This window comes from Chryseobacterium sp. CCNWLW53 (genome assembly GCF_037083525.1).
Lineage (GTDB): Bacteria > Bacteroidota > Bacteroidia > Flavobacteriales > Weeksellaceae > Chryseobacterium > Chryseobacterium lathyri.
On record NZ_JBAOJR010000002.1, the window covers coordinates 484,741 to 505,822 of the forward strand.

At 36.9% G+C, this 21,082-nt stretch carries 19 protein-coding genes; 11 read left to right on the forward strand and 8 right to left on the reverse strand.

Going from position 1 to position 21,082, the window contains the following annotated elements; all coding sequences use genetic code 11:
- Positions 1 to 5 precede the first annotated feature (5 nt).
- From V6R96_RS07140 to V6R96_RS07160, 5 genes are all read left to right on the forward strand, one after another.
- Complete coding sequence (locus V6R96_RS07140; protein ID WP_336378498.1) at positions 6 to 1,430, forward strand: serine hydrolase; 1,425 nt, start codon at positions 6 to 8, stop codon at positions 1,428 to 1,430.
- Between the two features lie 75 nt (positions 1,431 to 1,505).
- Entirely contained in the window at positions 1,506 to 5,201 is a 3,696-nt protein-coding gene (locus V6R96_RS07145) for a phosphoribosylformylglycinamidine synthase (RefSeq protein WP_336378499.1), read from the forward strand.
- A 74-nt stretch (positions 5,202 to 5,275) separates the two neighbouring features.
- Positions 5,276 to 5,677 carry a ribonuclease inhibitor gene (locus V6R96_RS07150; RefSeq protein ID WP_336378500.1) on the forward strand — a complete coding sequence of 134 codons (402 nt, stop codon included), beginning with the start codon at positions 5,276 to 5,278 and terminating at the stop codon, positions 5,675 to 5,677.
- Between the two features lie 95 nt (positions 5,678 to 5,772).
- A complete protein-coding gene (locus tag V6R96_RS07155) occupies positions 5,773 to 6,399 on the forward strand; it encodes a GDSL-type esterase/lipase family protein (protein ID WP_336378501.1) in 627 nt (208 codons plus the stop codon).
- 68 nt (positions 6,400 to 6,467) lie between these two features.
- Positions 6,468 to 6,650, forward strand: coding sequence for a bacteriocin-like protein (locus V6R96_RS07160; RefSeq protein WP_111954803.1), 183 nt, complete (start codon positions 6,468 to 6,470; stop codon positions 6,648 to 6,650).
- A 32-nt stretch (positions 6,651 to 6,682) separates the two neighbouring features.
- Here V6R96_RS07160 and V6R96_RS07165 read toward each other — a convergent pair whose 3' ends face one another.
- Positions 6,683 to 7,039 (reverse strand): diacylglycerol kinase family protein, encoded by a 357-nt coding sequence (locus V6R96_RS07165; protein ID WP_336378502.1) that lies wholly within the window; start codon positions 7,037 to 7,039, stop codon positions 6,683 to 6,685.
- Between the two features lie 254 nt (positions 7,040 to 7,293).
- On the opposite strand from V6R96_RS07165, the gene dnaN reads away from it, so the two are divergent.
- The 3 genes from dnaN to V6R96_RS07180 all read left to right on the forward strand — a co-directional run bounded on the left by dnaN (position 7,294) and on the right by V6R96_RS07180 (position 11,788).
- Positions 7,294 to 8,424 carry a DNA polymerase III subunit beta gene (gene dnaN, locus V6R96_RS07170; protein ID WP_111954807.1) on the forward strand — a complete coding sequence of 377 codons (1,131 nt, stop codon included), beginning with the start codon at positions 7,294 to 7,296 and terminating at the stop codon, positions 8,422 to 8,424.
- Between the two features lie 306 nt (positions 8,425 to 8,730).
- Positions 8,731 to 11,133: a phenylalanine--tRNA ligase subunit beta gene (gene pheT, locus V6R96_RS07175; protein ID WP_223559180.1), complete on the forward strand. Its 2,403-nt coding sequence runs from the start codon at positions 8,731 to 8,733 to the stop codon at positions 11,131 to 11,133.
- Between the two features lie 244 nt (positions 11,134 to 11,377).
- Positions 11,378 to 11,788, forward strand: coding sequence for an META domain-containing protein (locus V6R96_RS07180; RefSeq protein ID WP_073335269.1), 411 nt, complete (start codon positions 11,378 to 11,380; stop codon positions 11,786 to 11,788).
- A 49-nt stretch (positions 11,789 to 11,837) separates the two neighbouring features.
- On the opposite strand, the gene V6R96_RS07185 is transcribed toward V6R96_RS07180, so the two are convergent.
- The 7 genes from V6R96_RS07185 to V6R96_RS07215 all read right to left on the reverse strand — a co-directional run bounded on the left by V6R96_RS07185 (position 11,838) and on the right by V6R96_RS07215 (position 18,677).
- Positions 11,838 to 12,077: a hypothetical protein gene (locus V6R96_RS07185; RefSeq protein ID WP_007845674.1), complete on the reverse strand. Its 240-nt coding sequence runs from the start codon at positions 12,075 to 12,077 to the stop codon at positions 11,838 to 11,840.
- A gap of 36 nt (positions 12,078 to 12,113) precedes the next feature.
- The gene (locus V6R96_RS07190) at positions 12,114 to 13,430 is read right to left on the reverse strand and encodes a hypothetical protein (protein WP_336378503.1); all 1,317 of its coding nucleotides are present in this window, start codon (positions 13,428 to 13,430) and stop codon (positions 12,114 to 12,116) included.
- 4 nt (positions 13,431 to 13,434) lie between these two features.
- A complete protein-coding gene (locus V6R96_RS07195; protein WP_174772308.1) occupies positions 13,435 to 14,325 on the reverse strand; it encodes a 3-hydroxybutyryl-CoA dehydrogenase in 891 nt (296 codons plus the stop codon).
- Between the two features lie 12 nt (positions 14,326 to 14,337).
- Positions 14,338 to 14,748, reverse strand: a complete 411-nt coding sequence (locus tag V6R96_RS07200) for a hypothetical protein (RefSeq protein WP_336378504.1) — start codon at positions 14,746 to 14,748, stop codon at positions 14,338 to 14,340.
- 71 nt (positions 14,749 to 14,819) lie between these two features.
- Complete coding sequence (gene bla-A, locus V6R96_RS07205) at positions 14,820 to 15,701, reverse strand: CGA/CIA family class A beta-lactamase (RefSeq protein ID WP_336378505.1); 882 nt, start codon at positions 15,699 to 15,701, stop codon at positions 14,820 to 14,822.
- A 65-nt stretch (positions 15,702 to 15,766) separates the two neighbouring features.
- Entirely contained in the window at positions 15,767 to 17,497 is a 1,731-nt protein-coding gene (locus V6R96_RS07210) for a cellulase family glycosylhydrolase (protein WP_336378506.1), read from the reverse strand.
- Positions 17,498 to 17,711: 214 nt separating this feature from the next.
- A complete protein-coding gene (locus tag V6R96_RS07215) occupies positions 17,712 to 18,677 on the reverse strand; it encodes a Gfo/Idh/MocA family oxidoreductase (protein WP_336378507.1) in 966 nt (321 codons plus the stop codon).
- Positions 18,678 to 18,817: 140 nt separating this feature from the next.
- On the opposite strand from V6R96_RS07215, the gene V6R96_RS07220 reads away from it, so the two are divergent.
- The 3 genes from V6R96_RS07220 to V6R96_RS07230 all read left to right on the forward strand — a co-directional run bounded on the left by V6R96_RS07220 (position 18,818) and on the right by V6R96_RS07230 (position 21,034).
- Positions 18,818 to 19,468, forward strand: a complete 651-nt coding sequence (locus V6R96_RS07220; protein WP_111954821.1) for a protein-L-isoaspartate(D-aspartate) O-methyltransferase — start codon at positions 18,818 to 18,820, stop codon at positions 19,466 to 19,468.
- Positions 19,469 to 19,695: 227 nt separating this feature from the next.
- Positions 19,696 to 19,959 (forward strand): prevent-host-death protein, encoded by a 264-nt coding sequence (locus V6R96_RS07225; RefSeq protein ID WP_336378508.1) that lies wholly within the window; start codon positions 19,696 to 19,698, stop codon positions 19,957 to 19,959.
- Between the two features lie 91 nt (positions 19,960 to 20,050).
- Positions 20,051 to 21,034 (forward strand): D-glycerate dehydrogenase, encoded by a 984-nt coding sequence (locus V6R96_RS07230; protein WP_336378509.1) that lies wholly within the window; start codon positions 20,051 to 20,053, stop codon positions 21,032 to 21,034.
- Positions 21,035 to 21,082 lie beyond the last annotated feature (48 nt).

Sequence of the window (21,082 nt, forward strand, 5' to 3'; positions counted from 1 at the left end):
TGCCCATGAAAAACCTGTCGATTTTTTTATTGATTCTTGTGTCTGCAAAGAGCTTCTCACAAAGCCAGAAACAGGTGTATTCCATCATGGAGACCAATGCGCAAAAATTAAAAGAAAAATCAGGGGCTTATTCCGTATCGATCGGAATCGTGAAAGACGGGAAAGTGTACACAAAACATTTTGGGGAAATAGATAAAGGAAAGGGAAATAAAGCAGATGACAATACTTATTTTGAGATAGCATCTGTAACAAAGCTTTTTACCGGACAATTGTTGGCTCAGGCCGTTTTGGAAAATAAAATTAATCTTGAAGACGACATCCGTAAATACCTGAAAGGATCATATCCCAATTTAGAATACAACGGAACTCCGATTAAAATTAAAGATCTGATTTCCTACAGGACAGCGTTGCCTCGCAGTTTGCCTGATGACTCTGAAATCCGGAAAAAAATGTCAGATGAAACTCCTTTTCAATACAATGCATTAGGAGAAAATTATACAAAAGATAATTTTAAGCAGGATCTTCAAAAAGTAAAACTGGATACAGTACCCGGAATCAAATACAATTACAGCAATTTAAGCCTTGAATTAACAGGTTTGATGCTGGAAAATATCTACGGGAAAAGCTATGAAACGCTGCTTAAAGAAAACATCTTTTCAAAAGCAGGAATGGATCACACCAAACTGGAATTGGGTAAAAATGAAGTCTTAGCCAATGGATATCATTCAAGCGGACGCCTGATGCCAAAATTCATAAGCCATTTATGGGGTGCCAGTGGAGTGAGAACCAAATCCACTATGGGAGATCTGGTGAAGTTCTTAAAGTATGAACTGGATTCGAAAAACTCAATTGTTCAGGAATCTCAAAGAAACATCAGCAACAGCAAAGGTGACTGGTATGGATATTTTTGGGACGGCTTCGGTCTTAGTGAACATGGGAAAAGAGGATACAAGCACGGTGGAGCATTCGGAGATCAGGTGTGGTTTGCCATCTATCCAGAAATGAATACTGGGATCTGTGTTATTGTAAACGTCAGCGGCCCGGATACATTCCCGGTGCTTTATAATTCAGTGGCCAGATTAATGAATGATTTGACAATAGTACCGGGAGAAAAGGAAACAGAAGGATACTATCTGAAAGGAGATAACGTTGTATTTATCTATACGCATCCAAAGAATTTAAATTCAAAACTGATCAATAGTGCTTCTGTAGCTGGATCTTTCAACGATTGGAAGACAGACCATAAGAACTATCAGTTAACGAAGAAAGAAGACAACCGCTTCGAGTTGGAAGTTCCGAAATCCTGTTTTGAAAAAGGAAAGACCTATACCTTTAAACTGGTGCTGAACGGAGACGACTGGATCAATGCATCAAAAAATGCTTCTAATACAGACGGGACAGATGATAATAATCTGACGTTGAAGCTTTAAAATATAAAGGACCGTTATGGGTTCTGAAAAACTAAAAAGAAAGTAATAAATCTAATATTTAAAATCTGACATCTAATGTCTAATAACAAAAGAATTTTCGTAGAAAAAAGAGGTATTTTCGATGTAGAAAGTCCAAAAATTTTTGATGAAGTAAAAGCGGTTGTGCCGTCAATCAAAAGTGTGAAAGTGTACAATGTGTACGATATTTTCAATTTGAATGATGGTGAATTCGAAAAGGTGGTCAACAGCACTTTCGTAGATCCGGTTACTGATATTTTACATGAAGAAAATCCTGCCGAAGGAATTTATTTTGCCATGGAGTTTTTGCCGGGCCAATATGACCAGCGTGCAGATTCTGCACAACAGTGTATTGCTTTATTGACGGAGAATGAAAAGTCTAAAGTAAGAAGCGGGAAACTGATCCGGTTTGAAGGAGTTTCTGAAGCAGAGCTTGTAAAAATCAAGGATCTTCTGATCAATAAAGTGGAGTCTCAGGAAAAAGATCTTTCTACCTTAAATATTCCTGCAGATGAAATTCCGACAAAAGTTTTGATCCACGAAAATTTCATCAGTTTCGATGATGCTGAGCTTGAAAATTTTTACAATAATCACGGTTTTGCATTAGGATTGGATGACCTGAAATTTATTCAGGAATACTTTAAAACAGAAAAAAGAAATCCTACCGAAACGGAACTGAAAGTTTTAGACACTTATTGGAGTGACCACTGCCGTCATACCACCTTTGAAACAGAATTGTCAGACATCCAGTTTGAAGGAGATTTCAAACATACATTGGAAACCATTTTCAATGACTATATCGAAAAAAGAAAATTTTTAGGCCGTGAGCTGAAGCCGATCTCTTTAATGGATCTGGCAACAGTATGCGGAAGATATTTCCATAAAACAGGTAACCTGGAGAATCTTGTTGTTTCAGACGAGATCAATGCATGTACCATCCAGATCGAAGCTGAGTACGACGGTAAAAAAGAGCCGTGGTATTTATTATTCAAAAACGAAACCCACAATCACCCTACGGAAATTGAACCTTTTGGAGGTGCTTCAACATGTTTGGGAGGTGCTATCAGAGATCCTTTGTCCGGAAGATCATATGTATTCCAGGCGATGAGATTGACTGGTGCTGCCGATGTTTTAGAACCGGTTGATAAAACCTTACCGGGAAAACTTCCTCAGAAAACCATTACAAAACAGGCTGCCAATGGATATTCCTCTTACGGAAACCAGATTGGTCTGGCCACTACAATGGTTTCGGAAATCTATGATGAAGGTTATAAAGCCAAAAGAATGGAAGTAGGCTTCGTTACCGGAGCAGTTCCTATTGATTGGGTGAGACGTGAGAAGCCTGCAAATGGTGATTCCATCATTATTTTAGGAGGTGCAACAGGTCGTGACGGTGTTGGCGGGGCAAGCGGAAGCTCAAAAGAGCAGGACGAAACCTCTATTCATACGATGAGCTCTGAAGTTCAGAAAGGAAATGCCGTTGAAGAACGTAAAATCCAGAGACTGTTCAGAGATCCTGCTGTAACAAAACTCATCAAAAAATCTAATGATTTCGGAGCAGGAGGTGTTTCTGTAGCCATCGGTGAAATTGCAGATTCTTTAGAAGTGAATCTTGATGTTTTACCTTTAAAATATGAAGGATTAAACGGAACTGAGCTTGCTATTTCCGAATCTCAGGAAAGAATGGCGGTTGTAGTTGATCCGAAAGATAAAGAGCAATTTATCAAATTCTGTGAAGATGAAAACATTGTAGCTGTAGAAGTAGCAAAAGTGACGGATTCAGGTAGAATGCAGATGTTCTGGAAAGGCGATAAAATTGTTGATCTTTCAAGAGAATTCTTAGATACCAACGGATGTTCAAAGTCACAGGATGTAAAAATTACTCATCTTGAAGAAGTAAAAGAAGAAGAAGCATCTTTTACAAAAGAGAACTTCCTTAAAATATTAAGCGATAAAAATGTAGCTTCCCAGAAAGGATTGCTGGAAATGTTTGATTCATCCATCGGTGCAACTACTGTTGCGATGCCTTTAGGTGGAAAATACCAGCAGACGCTGATGGAAGGGAGTGCTCAGACACTACCAATCTTAGGAGCAAAAGATATTGAAACTGTTTCCTTCGCAAGCTGGGGATTCGATACCGGAATTTCAAAACAAAATTCATTGCTGGGAGCCTCTTATGCCGTAGTAGAAAGTGTTGCTAAAATTGCTGCCATGGGTGGTGATTACAAAAATATCAGGTTAAGCTTCCAGGAATATTTCGAAAAACTGGGCCAGAATCCAGAGAAATGGGGCAAACCTTTAGCTTCTCTTTTAGGAGCTTATGATGCCCAGATCAATTTAGGTCTTGCGGCAATCGGAGGAAAAGATTCTATGAGCGGTACGTATCAGGATCTGAATGTTCCGCCGACTTTGATTTCATTTGCCTGTGCAAACGGTGAAAAGAAAAATGTAATTTCACCGGAATTCAAACAGGCTGGAAACAAAATATATTTCTTCAACCATATTCCCCAGGAAAACGGACTTCCTCATTATGAAAGCTTAAAAGGAATTTTCGAATTTATTTTTGAAAACATCAAAGCCGGAAAAATTGTTTCGGTAAAAACTGTTAAAGAAGGAGGTGCTGCGGTAGCTTTAGCCAAAATGAGCTTTGGAAACAGGCTTGGAGCAGAAATCAGTATTGATGAAAATGCTCTACTGGCTAAGAATATCGGTAGCCTAATCATAGAATCAAAAGAAGAGTTGAGTAATGGTTCTCTTCAGCAGATCGGTGAAGTAAAAGACTCAGGTATTTTAATGATAAATGGTATGGAATCTCCGATTCTGGATCTTCTGGCAGCGTATACCGGAACATTCGAAAACCTTTTCCCAACCAAGGAAAAAGAAAAACTGACGGTTGAAATTGATGAGAACTCAAACTCAATCCATCCAAGAAATATTGTCATTAAAAAACACGGAATTGCCAAGCCGAAAGTATTTGCTCCTGTGTTTCCGGGAACAAACTGCGAGTACGATACCCTGAATGCATTCCAGAAAGAAGGTGCTGTGATCAGCAGCCTGCCTTTGAAAAATATCAGCCACCAATTGCTGGATGAAAGCATTGATGCATGGGTGGAGGAGATCAGAACATCTCAGATCCTTGCATTCTCAGGCGGCTTCTCAGCAGGTGATGAGCCGGATGGTTCTGCAAAGTTCATTGTAAACGTTCTGAAAAACGAGAAGATGAAAAACGCTGTTCACGAACTATTGGACAGAGACGGAATGATCATCGGTATCTGTAACGGTTTCCAGGCATTGGTTAAATCCGGTCTGCTACCTTATGGAAGAATCAAAGACCTGGACGAAAATTCTCCGACGCTGGCCCACAATGCCATTAGAAGACATATTTCCCAGATGGTGAATGTAAAGGTGATTAATGACGAAAGCCCTTGGTTAAAAGGAATGAAAGATCAGGTATTCACCATTCCGATCTCTCACGGTGAAGGACGTTTCATGGCTTCCGAAGAAGAAATCAAAAAGCTTTACGAAAACGGACAAATCGCTACCCAATACATTGATCTTGATGGAAATATTGCCCACGGAATGCCTTTCAACCCAAATAACTCGTTATTCGGAATTGAAGGAGTTACCAGCCCTTGCGGAAAGATTTACGGAAGAATGGGACATCCTGAGCGTTTTGCAGAAGGCCTCATGAAAAACATACCGACCGCGAATTACCACAATATATTCAAAAACGGAGTAGAATACTTCAAATAAAATAGAAATGACCGCCACTGAATGGCGGTCATTTTTTTATATTTACAAGGATTAATTATAAAAATTAAACAGGGTTGGAGTCAGATAAAAATAAAATAATCACAATCGATGGCAGACACTTTTCAGATCTTCCTGGGTTCTACGATGAGGTTTCTTCAGTGTTGATGAAAGATACGGACTGGAAAGCAGGAACACTGGACGGCTTTGACGACATTCTGTATGGTGGTTTTGGTGTATTTGAAGGCGGAGAAGAAATTGAGATCATATGGAAAGAATCCCAAAAATCAAAAGAAGATCTAGGCCTCGAATCCACCCGGAATTTTTACCAGAACAAGATCAGACAGGGAAAACCATTTAACATACAATTAATGCAGCAAAAACTGGAGGATTTGCTGTCAGGAAAAGGCCAGACCCTATTTGAAATTTTAGTCGAAATTATAGAATCACACAAAAATATTACACTAATTTTGGAGTGATATTAGACGAATGATAAATAATGAATTGTGTTCAACAGTATTGCTTATATTCCAACAGTACTAACATCTAATTTCTAATATCTAACATCTTTAATATGAAGAAAATGATTTATGGGCTGTTCTTCGGAGACAGCATTACGTATGGAGAATATGACGGAGTATTCGGAGGTTGGGTTGATATTCTTAAAAGATATGCCCTGCAGCAGTTTCATGAAGGAAGCAACGAATTGATTCTTTTTAATCTGGGAATAGGAGGCGAAACAACAGAGGGCTTGTTAAAACGGATGCCTTATGAGCTGGCAGCCAGAAATTCAGCAGAAGGAAATATAGTTTTTATTGGGTACGGAGCCAATGATCTGGCCATAAAGGACGGAGTACCTATGGTAAGTACTGTCCAGTTTAGAAATAATATGATTGAAGCTATTCATCATGCAAAACAGTATACGAATGATATTTATCTGGTAAGCATTCTTCCGGTTTCCCGGAAAATAGATGGAGTACAGGCTGCAACTGGAAAATTAAGAACAGGTGAGGAAATTCTGGTTTATAATCAGATTCTTAAAGATATCGCGGTTGAAAATACCTTGCATTATATTGATTTTTATACTGTATTTTTAAGAGATAAGGAAATTTTACTTTCCGGAGACGGTGTTCATCCCAATGAAAAAGGCTACGGCGTAATGGCTGAAACTGCCATACCAATTATAGAAAAATATTTATAAGATTAATTTATCTTAACGTAGTGAAATATTAATTTTATTTGTAGTTTTAGGATTACAAATAAAAAAGTATGAAAAATCTAAAAAAACTTAAAAGACAGGAACTGAAAAATGTAAATGGAAAAGGGGTAAACCCACCTTTGATTACTGTCCCTGTTGATGAAAACGGATATTGTAATTATCCTTATGGCTGGTATTGTCCAAAATTTAACGGCTGTATGACCTCCGAATCCTGGGACTTTCACTGCTCTTAAAAACTACAAAGCATTCCTCTTTGGGATGCTTTTTATTGAAATATATACTTCCAATAAACAATAACTCCCACAACAACGGACCCAATTGCCATCAGAAGAGTGGCTCCGGCAGAAATATCCTTAATAAAACCGATTCTTTTATCAAAATCAGGCTGAACCATATCACATATCTTTTCTATGGCTGTATTGAATATTTCAGCACTTAAAACACCTATTGACACTACAAGAATAAGCATGATATCAATTGATGAAAGCTTAAAATAGCATATCAGAATCAGATTTATCAAGAAAGCAGCAAGTTCAATCCGGAAATTTCTTTCCGTTTTTATCATCAGGAAAATACCCCGGAAAGCATTTAAAAAACTTCTGTGAACAGGCGGTTTTTGCATAGCTTATTTTTAACAAAGATAGGATTTGTAATTTGATACAAGTGAAATATTCAGGATCCATTTTCATACTTATATTCACTCACCAATGAGAAAATAAAGATCAGATTTTGATCAGAATAAATAATTAGAAGTAAATACGGACATTAAAATCATGTCTTAAAACCGCTTAATGATATTTGTTCAAAACTCCTTAAGATTATTTTTTTCATTATAGTTTCTATTTATTATATTTGTAGAAACTTATTTTTAAATCTATGAAATTTATTATTTCAAGTGGTGAACTGCAGAAAGCATTGCAAACTGTAAGTGGCGTAATATCAAGCTCTCAATCGAGACCGATTTTAGAAAACTATCTTTTTGAATTAGACGGAAATAACGTTACCATTACAGCATCTGATGGCGAGACTACTCTTGTTACCTCTCTGGACGTAAAGTCTGATGATTCGGGTAAATTTGCCGTTCCTGCTAAAATTTTTCAAGATTTTATCAAGACGTATGGAGAACAGCCTTTAACGTTCGTTGTAAAGGATAATGCAGAAGGAACCGGAAGCCAGCTTGAGATTTTAGATGAGAAAGACAATTTCGCTGTAGCACTGGATAACGCCGACGATTATCCGGAACTTCCCGAATTTGATGCGGCTCAAAGTGTAGCCATGCCGGCAGGAGTTTTATCTGAAGCATTGACAAACACTCTTTTTGCAACAAGCAATGACTCTCTTCGTCCCGTAATGACCGGAGTATTGTTCCAGTTTGGAGAAAATGAAACCAATTTTGTTTCTACAGATTCCCACAGACTGGTAGTTTATAAAAGAACAGATCTGATGAATGCCGAGCCAATGGAATTCATCATGCCTAAAAAACCTTTGAACATTTTCAAAAATATTCTGGCCAGCTCCAACGAAGACGTTACCATCGACTTCAATGAGAATATGGCTAAATTTACTTTTGGAAAACATATCTGGATCTGTAGATTGATAGATGGTAAATACCCTAATTATACAGCGGTAATTCCGAAAGAGAATCCAAATGTACTGACGATCAACAGAAATCTTCTTCTGGGAGCGATCAAAAGAGCATCAATCATGTCCAATAAATCTACCAACCAGGTAAGATTTAAGCTGTCTGCCAATATTCTTCATCTTCATGCAGAAGATACAGAATATGCAAACAAAGCGGATATGCAGATTCCTTGCGATTATAACGGGGAAGACATCAATATTGGTTTCAGTTCCAAGTTTTTAACGGAAATGCTTACCATTTTAGGTTCTGACGATATCACTATGAAAATGTCTCAGCCAAACAGACCAGGAATCATAGAACCTCTTGACGGTCTTGAAGAAAGTGAAAATATTCTGATGTTATCAATGCCGGTAATCGGGTTGTAATATTTGAAACCAATAAAAATATAAGAGATTGAATTTTTTCAGTCTCTTTTTTTTATTTTAAATGAGTTCTGGTTTTTAAAAGATTAATTTTAGTGAATAACTGCAAATTCTAAAGATAATATCAACAAATTTATCTTTTTTTATAGGAAAACTTGCTCATTCAACAAGAAGAAATTAATAAAAACTATTTGTTTTAAAATGATTCCTAAATTTCTCTATTTCTTAAAAAAACACGACATTTGTACGGGAAAATCGTACAGTACATATTGTGCGAAAATTCAATAATTTTTTTTCAAAATATAGCAAATGAAAATATCAAACAACTGGCTGAAAGACTTTATCAAAACGGAACTGAAAACGGAAAGGATTGGAGAATTCCTTACAGATATAGGTCTTGAAGTGGAGGGGATAGAAAAATTTGAGAGTGTAAGAGGCAGTCTGGAAGGTATTGTAGTAGGAAAAGTATTGACCTGCGAAAAGCACCCGAATGCAGATAAACTAAAGAAAACAACAGTTGATGTAGGGAATGGGAAAATATTAAATATCGTTTGTGGCGCTCCTAATGTTGAAGCAGGGCAGACGGTTCCTGTAGCTGTTGTCGGAACTAAGATCTATGATAAAACCGGAAAATTTTTTGAGATCAAGGAAGCTAAGATCAGAAGTGAGGTATCTCAGGGGATGATCTGTGCAGAAGATGAACTTGGCCTTAGCGATGATCACGGTGGAATTATGGTTTTGGATGAAACCCAATATGAAGTAGGAAAGAACTTTGCTGACTATTTTGAATTGGCCACTGATGAGGTGATCGAAATTGGTTTAACGCCTAACAGAACAGATGCGATGTCACATTATGGTGTGGCAAGAGATCTTCATGCTTTTCTTTCAACCAACCAACAGAAATCAACATTTGAGAAAGTGAATTCTGAGGTTTTAAATGGCGAAGGTTCACATAACTTCACTTTGGAAGTGGAAAACGCCGAACTGTGTCCAAGATATATAGGGGCTGTTATTGAAGATGTGAAAATAGCAGAATCTCCTGCCTGGCTAAAAAACAGGCTGAAAGCAATCGGGTTAAACCCGATCAACAATATTGTAGATATTACGAACTATATCCTTCACGGTTACGGACAGCCTCTTCATGCATTTGATGCAGATAAGATTGCTGACAGCAAAGTGAAAGTAGGAACTGTAAAAGAAGGAACAAAATTCACCACTCTGGATGGTGTTGAAAGAACTTTGAATGGTTCTGAAGTGATAATCAAAGACGGGAAAGATAATCCAATGTGTATTGCAGGGGTTTTCGGGGGTGCGAATTCAGGAGTTTCTGATGAAACGAAAACCATCTTCCTGGAAAGTGCTTATTTCAACCCGGTAGCCGTAAGAAAAGGGGCTAAATTTCATGGCTTAAATACAGATGCTTCTTTCAGATTTGAAAGGGGAGTAGATCCCAATATTACCAGAACAGCAATAACTCACGCGATCAAAATGATCCAGGAGATTGCCGGAGGAAAATTGGTTGGGGATCTGTTAGAGGAATATCCAAAGAAGATTGAAGATAATTATGTGATCATCAGATTCTCAAAGATCGAACAGATTTTAGGAACAAAGATCCACAGAGAGAAAGTAAAGGAAATCTTAAAATCTCTCGAGATCCAGGTTTTAAATGAGATCCAGAACGGACTTGAAATCTCTGTACCGGCTTACAGAGCTGATGTGACGAGAGAAATTGATGTGATTGAAGAGATTCTGAGAATTTACGGATACAATAAGATTGATGCTCCGCAAAAAATCTCGTTTACACCAGTAAAGCTGAGTGCTAACGATCAGGACGAGCTGGAAAATAACTGGGCAAGAACACTGCAGGGACTTGGTTTTAACGAAGCTATGAATAACTCACTGACTTCTGTAAAAGATGAAACCGATGCCGTAAAATTGCTGAACCCATTGAGTGGAGACCTTGCGTTCATGAGAAAATCTTTATTGGAAGGGCTTCTTCAGAACGCAGTGTACAATATCAACAGAAAGAATCAGGATATCAAATTCTTTGAATTCGGAAAAATTTACCATAAAAAAGATAAATATGAAGAAAGAAAACAGCTGGCCCTTCTTGTTACAGGAAGAGATGTTGCTGAAAACTGGCTTCAGCCTAAATCTGCAGTAAGTTTCTACAATCTTAAAGCCTACGTAAAAGTATTATTAGAAAAACTGGGTGTTGATTATAAAGAAATTGCTTTAACAGACGAAAGATTTTCCGATTCATTAGCTTATGAAGCCGGAGGAAAAACTTTAGTAAGAATTGGAAAAGTATCTCCCGTTTTATTGAAAGATTTTGATATTGATCAGGAATGTTTCTATGCAGAAATAGAACTTGAGTTGGCTCAGGAATTACGTTCTAAAAATGTTCTTAAGTTTAAGGATATTCCTAAGTTCAATAAAATCAGAAGAGACCTTGCCTTATTGATCGATAAGAATATAAGCTATGAGGATCTTTATCAGACAGCGAAAAAGAACAAATCTCCTTTCATTAAAGGGATTAATTTATTCGATGTGTATGAAGGAAAGAATCTTCCGGAAGGAAAAAAATCTTATGCTATGAGTTTTGAACTTCTTAATGAGGAAAAGACATTGGAAGAGAAGGAAATTTCTGAAGTAATGGATTCTCTGATCAAAGCATTCCAAAAAGAATACAACGCAGAATTAAGATCTTAATTCAGATAAAAATATATCAACAAAAAAACGGGCTTTAGCCCGTTTTTTTGTTTTGTAATCATTGCAAATTAAATTCTACATAATCTTATAGTATATGTTTTTAAAGTATAGAAATCTGCTCAATCAACCAGATCTGTGAGAAAAAAAATAATTCTAAAATAGAACATTCGAAAGTAATAAAATCCTTCACAAACCGTTTAAATAATATAATTTCCTTAAATTTGACTAAATCAAAAAGAAAAAAATGAAAAATCTTTTTTTAAGTATAGGTGCGGCTGCTATTCTGGCATCGTGCGGTACAATGTCCAGTGCTTCTGCATCTAAAGTAGGAAAAGCACAGCCTTCACTGGCCAATACGAAATGGACATTGGCTGATAACGTAAAAGGTAAGGTTCCGACCCTTAATATCGAAGGCGAAAAGATCAATGGAAATGGGGGGTGCAACAACTATTTCGGGACAGCTAAAATAGATCCTTCTACAGGTGATTTTTCTGCCGGACAAATGGGATCTACAAAAATGATGTGCAACAATATGAGCGTTGAGCAGAATTTTATGGATATGGTAGGGAAAGCTAATAAATATGTGATTTCCGGGACTACCTTAGAGCTTTACAAAGACAATTTACTGCTGTTGAAATTCAATAAAGCGGAATAAAATAAAAAGGAACTCAATTTGAGTTCCTTTTTTTATGTTTAGGTAGTTATTATTCTTCCTCTTCTTCGTCGTACTTAGCCAACTCTTCATCACACCATTTAAATGCAGCCTCTACAACTTTTGTAGCTTCGTCTGCCATAGTTTCTTCATCGTCACCTTCCAAATCATCTAGCCACTCAACTTCCTCTTCCTCAACGTTTAAGATAAATCTTGGATATTCTGTGTGAACTACGAATAAATCTTCAGGAAATTCCGAATTGTCTGCTAATAAAAACTTTGGTAATTTCATTTTTTTATATTTTAACTTTAATCAAAGATAATAAAATTATTGATATTTGTTCCTGTTGATTTTAATTTTTTGCAAAACTTTATACCTTGTAAGAGTCGTTCTCCGAAGTGTATCCTCAGGTTTGAAAGTAAGGGTAATATCAGGATTTACTGTACTTAAAAGTTCAGCAACCTGTATTCTTTCCAGACTTTCTTCATTTAAAATAAAAAACTGTATAGGAACTTTATCCAGCTTCTCACTCTTTAAAAAATCTGAGGCCGCTTTTCTGTTTTCAAGATAATTTCCTTTAGACAGCCATGTGAAAGCCAGTCCGGACAGTAAGCTTAGTCCGGTGATTACATAGGTTTTAGTATTGAAGATCCGGAAAAGTCTGTTAAAGTAAATAAGCCATACAGGAATTATAAAAGGTCCTATGATCCTGTAATCGAGAGGGATGACCGAATAAAAATACTGAACAAAATAAGAGCATACAATGCCGGAAATACTGATAATGCTAAAGAAATATTCCGTTTCGGACAGCTTATTTTTTACAAGAAGATAAATCATCAAAAAGATATTCAAAGCCCCAATACCATAAATACCATAATTGATGAAGCTTCCCCGGGGATCTGCAATATGGATGAAAGGATTGAATGAAGTTGTCAATCCCTGTATCAGTTCTTTCAATAGCTTGGAAGTGGGGTGGATTCCCATGATCAGAACCTGCTTGATATAATTTTCATTAAAATAATCAATAAATAAAAGTTTATAAGCTCCCACAAACAGGATTCCAATAATACTGGAAATAATAAATACCAGTGAATACTTTTTTCTCAAAAATATTAAGCCGTAAAGGCCGGTTCCTCCAATGAAGAATAAAGCACTGTATCTGATATTATAAAGAGCAATTAATGAAAGGGAAAGATAAAAAATAGCTTTTCCTTTTTCAAGTTTTCCTGTTATGATCTGCGAGGCAGTATATAAAAATAAAAATACAAAAGGAATAATAAGGGCTTCGCTCATCGTATAAGCAAACAATGAAACAAAGCTGAACAATCCGCATACTGCAATGGCTTCACGTTTATAGAACTTTTTTTTCCAGCAGAAATAAATAATAAAAAGATAAGCAGCAATCCCAAGAGCCTTACTTCCCCAGAACTCATCGAAACCTAGAAATGTAAACAACCTGATGCCAGCAGGATAGCCTACCGGAGTTGTAGTATTGTCAATAGTAGGAAGAACATGCGCAAATCTCATGAAGCGGATAGAATCGGGATTTACTCTTCCTTTTTCATTTAATATAAAACGAAGAATGGTCATCATTACAGTGATGATGACCATTGCTATTTGGATATTTCTTTCCTTTAATTTCATTCAGTTATTTCAAAAACATTTTTGAAACTTTTTCAGCTTTTTTGCTTTCCGAATAATCATAGAAACCTTCTCCTGACTTTACACCCAGTTTTCCGGCCATTACCATGTTTACAAGAAGCGGATTCGGTGCATATTTAGGGTTTTTGAAACCGTCGTACATTACATTAAGAATAGCAAGACAGATATCAAGACCGATAAAATCTGCCAGCTGAAGAGGCCCCATCGGATGTGCCATTCCAAGCTTCATTACCGTATCAATTTCTTCTACACCTGCCACACCGTTGTAAAGCGTTTCAATAGATTCATTGATCATGGGCATCAGAATTCTGTTGGCTACGAAACCAGGGTAGTCATTCACTTCCACAGGGACTTTACCCAGTGTTTTGCTCATTTCATAAATAGCATCAAAAGTTTCCTTGGAAGTAGAATATCCTTTGATGATTTCTACCAGCTTCATGATAGGAACCGGGTTCATGAAATGCATTCCGATTACTTTATCCGCTCTTTTGGTAGCCGCAGCGATTTTTGTGATGGAAATAGAAGAAGTATTGGTAGCCAGGATGCAGTTCGCAGGTGCAAATTCATCCATCTGTCCGAAAATTTTCAGTTTCAGATCCTGATTTTCAGTGGCTGCTTCTACGATAAGGTCTGCGCTGCCTGCCGCTTCTTTAAGTTCAGTAAAAGTGCTGATGTTTCCTAATGTTTCAGCTTTCTGCTCTTCCGTAAGGTTTCCCTTTGCGATTATTCTGTCAAGGTTAGTTGTAATTGTTTTCAGTCCTCTGTCCAGAGCATCCTGAGATACATCCACCAGATTTACTTTGAATCCGCTTTGTGCAAAAGTATGCGCAATTCCATTTCCCATGGTTCCAGCTCCAATAACTACAATGTTTTTGATCATTTTTTTCTTTTATTTTTTATAGATAGTTAAATTTTTAATATCTGCTAAATCAGATTTATAGACAGTCACTGCCGGATCGAAATCCACTGTACCGTCACTGTTCTGTTTTCTGGTTCTGTTTTGTGAAGTAATAACAGATTGAAGGCCTTTTCTGAAAGCAGTTTTCTGTTTTTTACCCAGTTTGTCTGTTCCGATGTATAAAGTAAACTCACCTTCTCTTCCTAAGCCTCCTTGTTTCAAGATTTCAAAAGTTTTCAGTTGATTGTTTTTTTCAAACTTTTTCAGATAATCCATCACAGGTTTTGTGGAGGGTGTTCCACAGCAGATGCTGCCATAGCTTATGCGTACATAGCTCATACTCTTTTGCGAAAAAAAGAATGCAGAACAGAAAAGAAATGTTGTTAATATTATTTTTTTCATATTCATAGTTTTTCCGGATTAAAGAACAAAAAATTACCGGTTTTTTCAGCTTTAAAAATAAGCTTAATATTTTACTTATTAAAATCGTCCCATACTGCCTTAGAAATATCAGAAACCAATCTGCAATTCACAGCATTACTTTCCATGGAATTGCTTACAAATATGGCAATTGCATAATGTTTTCCGTTCGGAAGGGTGATGATTCCCATATCGTTTTCTGCAATGGTAAGTCCTTCGTTATTTTTCCCGGAAGCTCCCGTTTTATGGGCTACAGGAGTATTTTTAGGAAGCTGTTCAACAATTTTATTGGTGCCTGTTTTTGTACCGATCATAATCTGCATCAGATAATCTGTGGACTTTTTGGAAAGCAATTTTCCATCATAGAACTTTTTAAGAAGCTGTACAGCAGAATTCGTTGTACTGTAATTCTCATAAAGTGCTTTCCAGTCGTTTTTGTGCATTTCATTTTCATTATACTTAATCTGGAAGCCTTTTACCCCTTTGGAATCCATAAATCCTTGAACCGTTTTTGTTCCGCCAATGAGTTTCAGCAGAACATCACAAAGATTATTGTCACTTAATGCAACGGTATAATCGATTATTTCATTTAAGGAAACATCAATATTTCCATCGGGATGCTTTTCCCGAAACGGAGACCATGTATTTTCCATCAGATCAGATTTACTGATGAATATTTTCTGATCCAAAGACAGTTTTCCTTTATCCACAAGATCTAACACTGCGCAGGCAATATGAAATTTGAAAACACTTAAAGTTGGAAATGGCATATCCCCGTTTTTGCTGTATTTGAAATTATTTTCAAAGCCAAGAACCGAAACTCCAACGGTTGCTTTTTTATCTTTAATAATAGAGTTTATCTTCTGCTCTAAAACAGATTTTTGAGCTACAGCCAGCGACGAGATCAGAAGAAAGAAAAGTCCTATTTTTTTCATAGTATAATGATTAAAAGAAAATCCCTTTCAGATACTAAAAGGGATTTGCAATTTAAGATAAATTATTACTCTATTTCAAAATAATTCAGGTTGGAACCGTCGCTTTCAAAATGTAGCCTGATTTTATTTGTTCCTTTCTTCAGAGAGACGTTCTTAACTGAAACTGTTTTCCAGTTTTCATCTCCTCCGGTGGAAGGCAGTGAAACTTTGGCCAGCAGTTTTCCAGAAGCATCTTCCAGTCTGATACCAGCATTATTCTTACCTGCATACCTTATGCTGAAGGTGTAGTTTTTTTCAGATTTTGCATCAATAGTATACTGAAGCCATTCTCCCGCTTCCGTTTTTCCCACATAATAAGTATTGGTCACTTTGTCATGGCACAGATAAATATCCACGCCGTCATTTCTCATCTGCTGTCCGGAATTCCATTCTGACCTTTTCTTAGGATCACTTACCCAAAGGTTGACAAAATCTTTATCCAGATAGGCTGAACCCATTCTTCCCAAATCATAATCCGAAGCAAATATTCTTCCCGGAGCCTGATGGTTTTTAAATGGTTTTGCAGAATCGTCATTAACCTGTCTGAACATGGCATCTATAACATCATTTTTGATTTCGACATTATTGAATTTATAATTCTCGGCAATCTGCATCAATGCTTTTGTTGCATAGTCTTTAGAAGGTTTTTCGCCACCGTTTTTCCAGTAATTCAGGAGTTTTTCATATTCAGGAGTGATTTTGACATTCGTAATTCCTGCAATATTATCGATCTTTTTCATCGGCCAGAATGCATATCCGATGTTGTGTCTGTCCAGAAGCTGGATCAGCTCTGTAAACCATACATTGGAATTTTCTCCGGTTTCCCCAAGCCAGATCGGAATATTATGTTTCTTCCTGAGATCTAGGATAGACTGTATAGTTTCATCATTGTTATAATTCCAATACTTATGAAAGCTGAATACCATATTGCTGTCCCAAATCGGGATCAGTCCGTTGTAATTATTTCCCCACCCGTTTCCTTCAATAAATATGATATGCTTTTTATCGGTTTCACGAATAGCAGTGGTAATGTCTTTCTGCAGCTTCCAGAGTGGAGCATTCGACATTTCGTCGGTACCGTTCGGATTTTTTCCGGTGAAATTAATATTTGGTTCATTGATCAGATCATAACCTCCGATCCACGGTTCATCCTTATACCGTTCAGCAAGCTTTTTCCATAAAGCAATCGTTTTATTTTGGTTTTCAATGCTTTCCCAGAGGGAGGGTTTTGTTTTATCATTATCTGAAATATTAACGTCATTTCCCTGCCCACCAGGTGCTGCATGAAGGTCAAGGATCAGATACATTTTATTGGCAGCACACCATTTCAGAAGATCATCTGTTATTTTAAAGCCTTCTTCCAGCCATGTATTCTGTCCTTTTACCGGTTCTTTTTCAATGGGAAGAGTGTATAGATCATAATGCATCGGAAGCCTTACGGAATTGAATCCCGCTTGAGCAAGAAAATCGATATCCTGTCTGGTGATGCCGTTTTTAAGGTAAGCTTTATAGAAATCTTTCATTCCGTCTTCACCAATTAATTCGGAAATCTTCTCTTTGATCTTGTACTGAGGCCCTGCAAAATCGGCTGTTTTCAGCATATATCCTTCCTGAAGCATCCACCCACCAAGGCCCAAGCCTCGCAACTGGATGTTTTCTCCTTTGTCATTAATTATTTTCTGTCCGTCAGTTTTTAATAATTGTGATGTCCCAAATTGAGACAATAATAAGGCGGATAATAGGATGAGTCTTTTCATATTAGATTTATTTATTTTAAATTATAGGAGAGAATTTTAGAATAATAGTTTTAAGAAAGACAAATATATTTAAAAAATCCAGAATAAAAATTAAAATTGTGTCATGAAAAAATTATTTCAGAAAAAAGGAAATAGGAAGGTTTGTTGATGACTTTTTAAATACAACAGGCTGTCATTTTAATGACAGCCTGTTGTAAATATTATGAGATAAAACTTATTTTGAAATCAGTTTTACAATTTCAAGGGCAACCTTTAAAGCTTCCGTTCCGTCTTCCAGGGAAACTTCCACATTTTTACCGTCAGTGATGGCATCTGCAAAAGAATTTAATTCATCAAGAATTGCATTATTAGGCTGGATGTCCGGATATTCAAATAAGATCTGATTCTTTTCTCCATCAGCATTTTCAATGATCATGTCAAAAGGAGTAGGGTTTTCAGGAGCATCTTTCATTCGGATCACCTCTGCTTTCTTTTCCAGGAAGTCTACAGAAATATATGCGTCTTTCTGGAAAAAACGGCTTTTTCTCATCGCTTTCATAGAGATTCTGGAAGTCGTAAGGTTCGCTACGCAGCCATTTTCAAATTCTATTCTGGCGTTTGCAATATCCGGGGTCTTGCTTACAACACAAACACCGCTTGCATGAATATTTTTAACCTTCGATTTGGCCATGCTCAGTAAAATATCCAGATCATGGATCATAAGGTCCAGTACTACAGAAACATCCGTCCCTCTGGGATTGAATTCTGCCAGCCTGTGGATCTCAATAAACATTGGATTTTTAATGTATTCTTTAGTGGCAATAAAAGCAGGATTGTATCTTTCAACATGTCCAACCTGTGCCTTAATACCATTTTCCTGGCACTTATGAAGAATTTCTTCCGCCTGCTCAAGCGTTTGGGTTACCGGTTTTTCAATGAAAAAATGAAGACCTTTTTCAATTGCTTTTAAGGCATAATCATAATGATAGACTGTGGGAGTCACAATATCCAGCATATCGATCTGTTCAAGAAGTTCATCAAAATTTTCAAAATATTTATACCCGAATTCAGCTTCTATTTTTTTTCCGTTTTCAGTATCTTTATCATGGAAACCTACCAGCTCGTACTTATCTGACTGGTTAAGAAGTCGTAAATGGATCTTCCCCAGATGTCCGGCACCTACCAAACCTGCTTTTAACATAGATTTTTTTAATTTTTGTAAAGATAAGAATTTTAGGTATTAAGAAATACCCTGTCGCTTTTAGGTTGATAAGTATGGATAGTTTTTTTACTTTTGCAGGAACTACTACCTGTAACCTAATAACTATTATCTTACTAATGATGCATGATTCGTTTGTACATAAAGGAAAAAGAAAGATTCTGGTCGAATATTTAAGACATAAGATAGGAATCTCGGATGAAAATGTACTTTCGGCTATGAGTAACGTTCCGAGACATCTTTTTATCGAAAGTATTTTTGAGGATTTTGCTTATGAAGACCGCGCTTTTCCGATTTTGTCACATCAGACCATTTCCCATCCCTCAACGGTAGCGGAACAATCCGAACTGCTGCAGGTAAAACCGGGCGAAAAAGTTCTGGAAATCGGAACCGGATGTGGGTATCAGACTGCTGTTCTGATCGCTATGAAAGCCTTGGTCTATACCGTGGAAAGGCAGAAAGATCTTTTTGATTTCTCAAAGAAAAAATTCCGTGAACTCCATCTGAATCCAAAATTTCAGAGTTTTGGGGATGGTTTTGCCGGGCTTCCTACTTTTGCACCTTTTGATAAGATTATTGTTACCTGTGGAGCTTCGGTTTTGCCCACAGAATTATTAAAACAACTGAATGTAGGCGGAAAAATGGTTATTCCGTTAGGCCCTACGGATGAACAGATCCTTTACAGATTTACAAAAACTGCTCCTACACAATTCGAAAAAGAAGAATTCGGAGCTTATAAATTTGTTCCGATGCTTGGAGATACGAATCATTGACATGATTTTTTATAACCACAAAAGGCAAAAAAGTTTTAATTTCAATTAAACACTTCATAAAACTTAAGTATGCTTCATATGCGCAAAGTATTTAACTTTAAAATAACTAAAGTGTTTAAAAGACTTTTGTGGTTAAAAGAAACTTCGGTTTTTTAATAAACTTTAAGACTGCTTCGGAACAGTAATTGGATTCAATTTGTAACTTAATCACTTAAATTTTTATTATTATGGATACGAATAGATTTAAATCTTCACACGATTTCAGTAATATTCAGAAAAACCTACATAATAATCCCGGATATCACGCAGAGAGCTATTCCCAGCAGGTAAAGGATTATATGAATGATATGAAAATTAAGAACCAGGAAGCAACCAAGCAGGGATTTATAGCTCATGCACAGAAATCGGCAAAGGATGTTTGGGAAGAGATTCAGGAAATGGCTTCTCAGGCCTGGGACAAAAGCCAGAACCAATCAGATGAAAACCAATAATTTTTAATATTAAAGTTAAAGAACCTCACTTTTTAACAGGAGTGAGGTTTTTTATTTGAAAGCTCTAAGCACAATAAATACAAAATAAAGAATGAAAGTATTTGTAAACAAAAGAATTCCGGAAGTGGGGATCAATATCTTGAAAGAAGCCGGACTCGACGTTTTTATTCCGGAACATGAAAACCTTTCCCATGAAGAATGGTTGATCTACTGCCAGAACCACGATGCCATTTTAAGTGTGGGTGGGGAATTTAAATACGACAAAGATTTTTTTGATCAGTGTCCCAACATAAAAACGATTGCTTTATACTCCGTAGGTTTTGATCATGTGGATATTAAAGAAGCAAACCGCAGGAATATTCCTGTAGGAAATACACCGGATGTCCTCAGTAAAGCCACGTCTGATATCGCTTTTCTGCTGATGCAGTCTGTGGCAAGACGAGCGAGCTATAATTTTCAGAAAGTGAAAGATGGCAACTGGGGAGATTTTGACCCGTTGCATGCTTTGGGGCAGGAATTATACGGGAAAACTTTAGGAATTATGGGGTTGGGAAGAATAGGTTTTGAAATGGCCGAAAAGTCGCATAAAGCTTTTGATATGAAGATCATTTACCACAACCGGAACCGGAATGAAGAAGCAGAAAAAAAACTGAATGCCACTTATGTTTCTTTCGAAGAACTTCTTGAACAGTCGGATGTACTGAGTGTCCACGCCAATTTTACCCCTGAGCAGAAGGATCTCTTTAACAGCCCTGTATTTGAAAAAATGAAATCCAATGCCATTTTCATCAATACAGCCAGAGGTGGTTTCCAAAATGAAAAAGATCTATATGAAGCATTGATTTCAAAACAAATCTGGGGAGCAGGTCTGGATGTAACCAATCCTGAACCCATGTCCAAGGAAAGTCCGCTTTTGGAACTTTCCAATGTCTGTGTACTGCCACACATAGGTTCAGCAACCATAGAAGCAAGAACCGGAATGGCAAAGATGGCCGCTGAAAATATGGTCGCCTTCTCCAAGGGTGAAAAAATTCCTTATTGTGCCAATCCTGAAGTATATTCTAAGAATTCCTGACAGCTTGGACTTATTTTTGATTTGTATACATAAATCCTAAATATAAAA

Coding starts and splice junctions, on each gene's coding strand:
- V6R96_RS07140 (WP_336378498.1), top strand. CDS start 6: ATGAAAAACCTGTCGATTTTTTTATTGATTCTTGTGTCTGCAAAGAGC.
- V6R96_RS07145 (WP_336378499.1), top strand. CDS start 1,506: ATGTCTAATAACAAAAGAATTTTCGTAGAAAAAAGAGGTATTTTCGAT.
- V6R96_RS07155 (WP_336378501.1), top strand. CDS start 5,773: ATGAAGAAAATGATTTATGGGCTGTTCTTCGGAGACAGCATTACGTAT.
- V6R96_RS07160 (WP_111954803.1), top strand. CDS start 6,468: ATGAAAAATCTAAAAAAACTTAAAAGACAGGAACTGAAAAATGTAAAT.
- V6R96_RS07165 (WP_336378502.1), bottom strand. CDS start 7,039: ATGCAAAAACCGCCTGTTCACAGAAGTTTTTTAAATGCTTTCCGGGGT.
- dnaN (WP_111954807.1), top strand. CDS start 7,294: ATGAAATTTATTATTTCAAGTGGTGAACTGCAGAAAGCATTGCAAACT.
- pheT (WP_223559180.1), top strand. CDS start 8,731: ATGAAAATATCAAACAACTGGCTGAAAGACTTTATCAAAACGGAACTG.
- V6R96_RS07180 (WP_073335269.1), top strand. CDS start 11,378: ATGAAAAATCTTTTTTTAAGTATAGGTGCGGCTGCTATTCTGGCATCG.
- V6R96_RS07185 (WP_007845674.1), bottom strand. CDS start 12,077: ATGAAATTACCAAAGTTTTTATTAGCAGACAATTCGGAATTTCCTGAA.
- V6R96_RS07190 (WP_336378503.1), bottom strand. CDS start 13,430: ATGAAATTAAAGGAAAGAAATATCCAAATAGCAATGGTCATCATCACT.
- V6R96_RS07200 (WP_336378504.1), bottom strand. CDS start 14,748: ATGAAAAAAATAATATTAACAACATTTCTTTTCTGTTCTGCATTCTTT.
- bla-A (WP_336378505.1), bottom strand. CDS start 15,701: ATGAAAAAAATAGGACTTTTCTTTCTTCTGATCTCGTCGCTGGCTGTA.
- V6R96_RS07210 (WP_336378506.1), bottom strand. CDS start 17,497: ATGAAAAGACTCATCCTATTATCCGCCTTATTATTGTCTCAATTTGGG.
- V6R96_RS07215 (WP_336378507.1), bottom strand. CDS start 18,677: ATGTTAAAAGCAGGTTTGGTAGGTGCCGGACATCTGGGGAAGATCCAT.
- V6R96_RS07220 (WP_111954821.1), top strand. CDS start 18,818: ATGCATGATTCGTTTGTACATAAAGGAAAAAGAAAGATTCTGGTCGAA.
- V6R96_RS07225 (WP_336378508.1), top strand. CDS start 19,696: ATGGATACGAATAGATTTAAATCTTCACACGATTTCAGTAATATTCAG.
- V6R96_RS07230 (WP_336378509.1), top strand. CDS start 20,051: ATGAAAGTATTTGTAAACAAAAGAATTCCGGAAGTGGGGATCAATATC.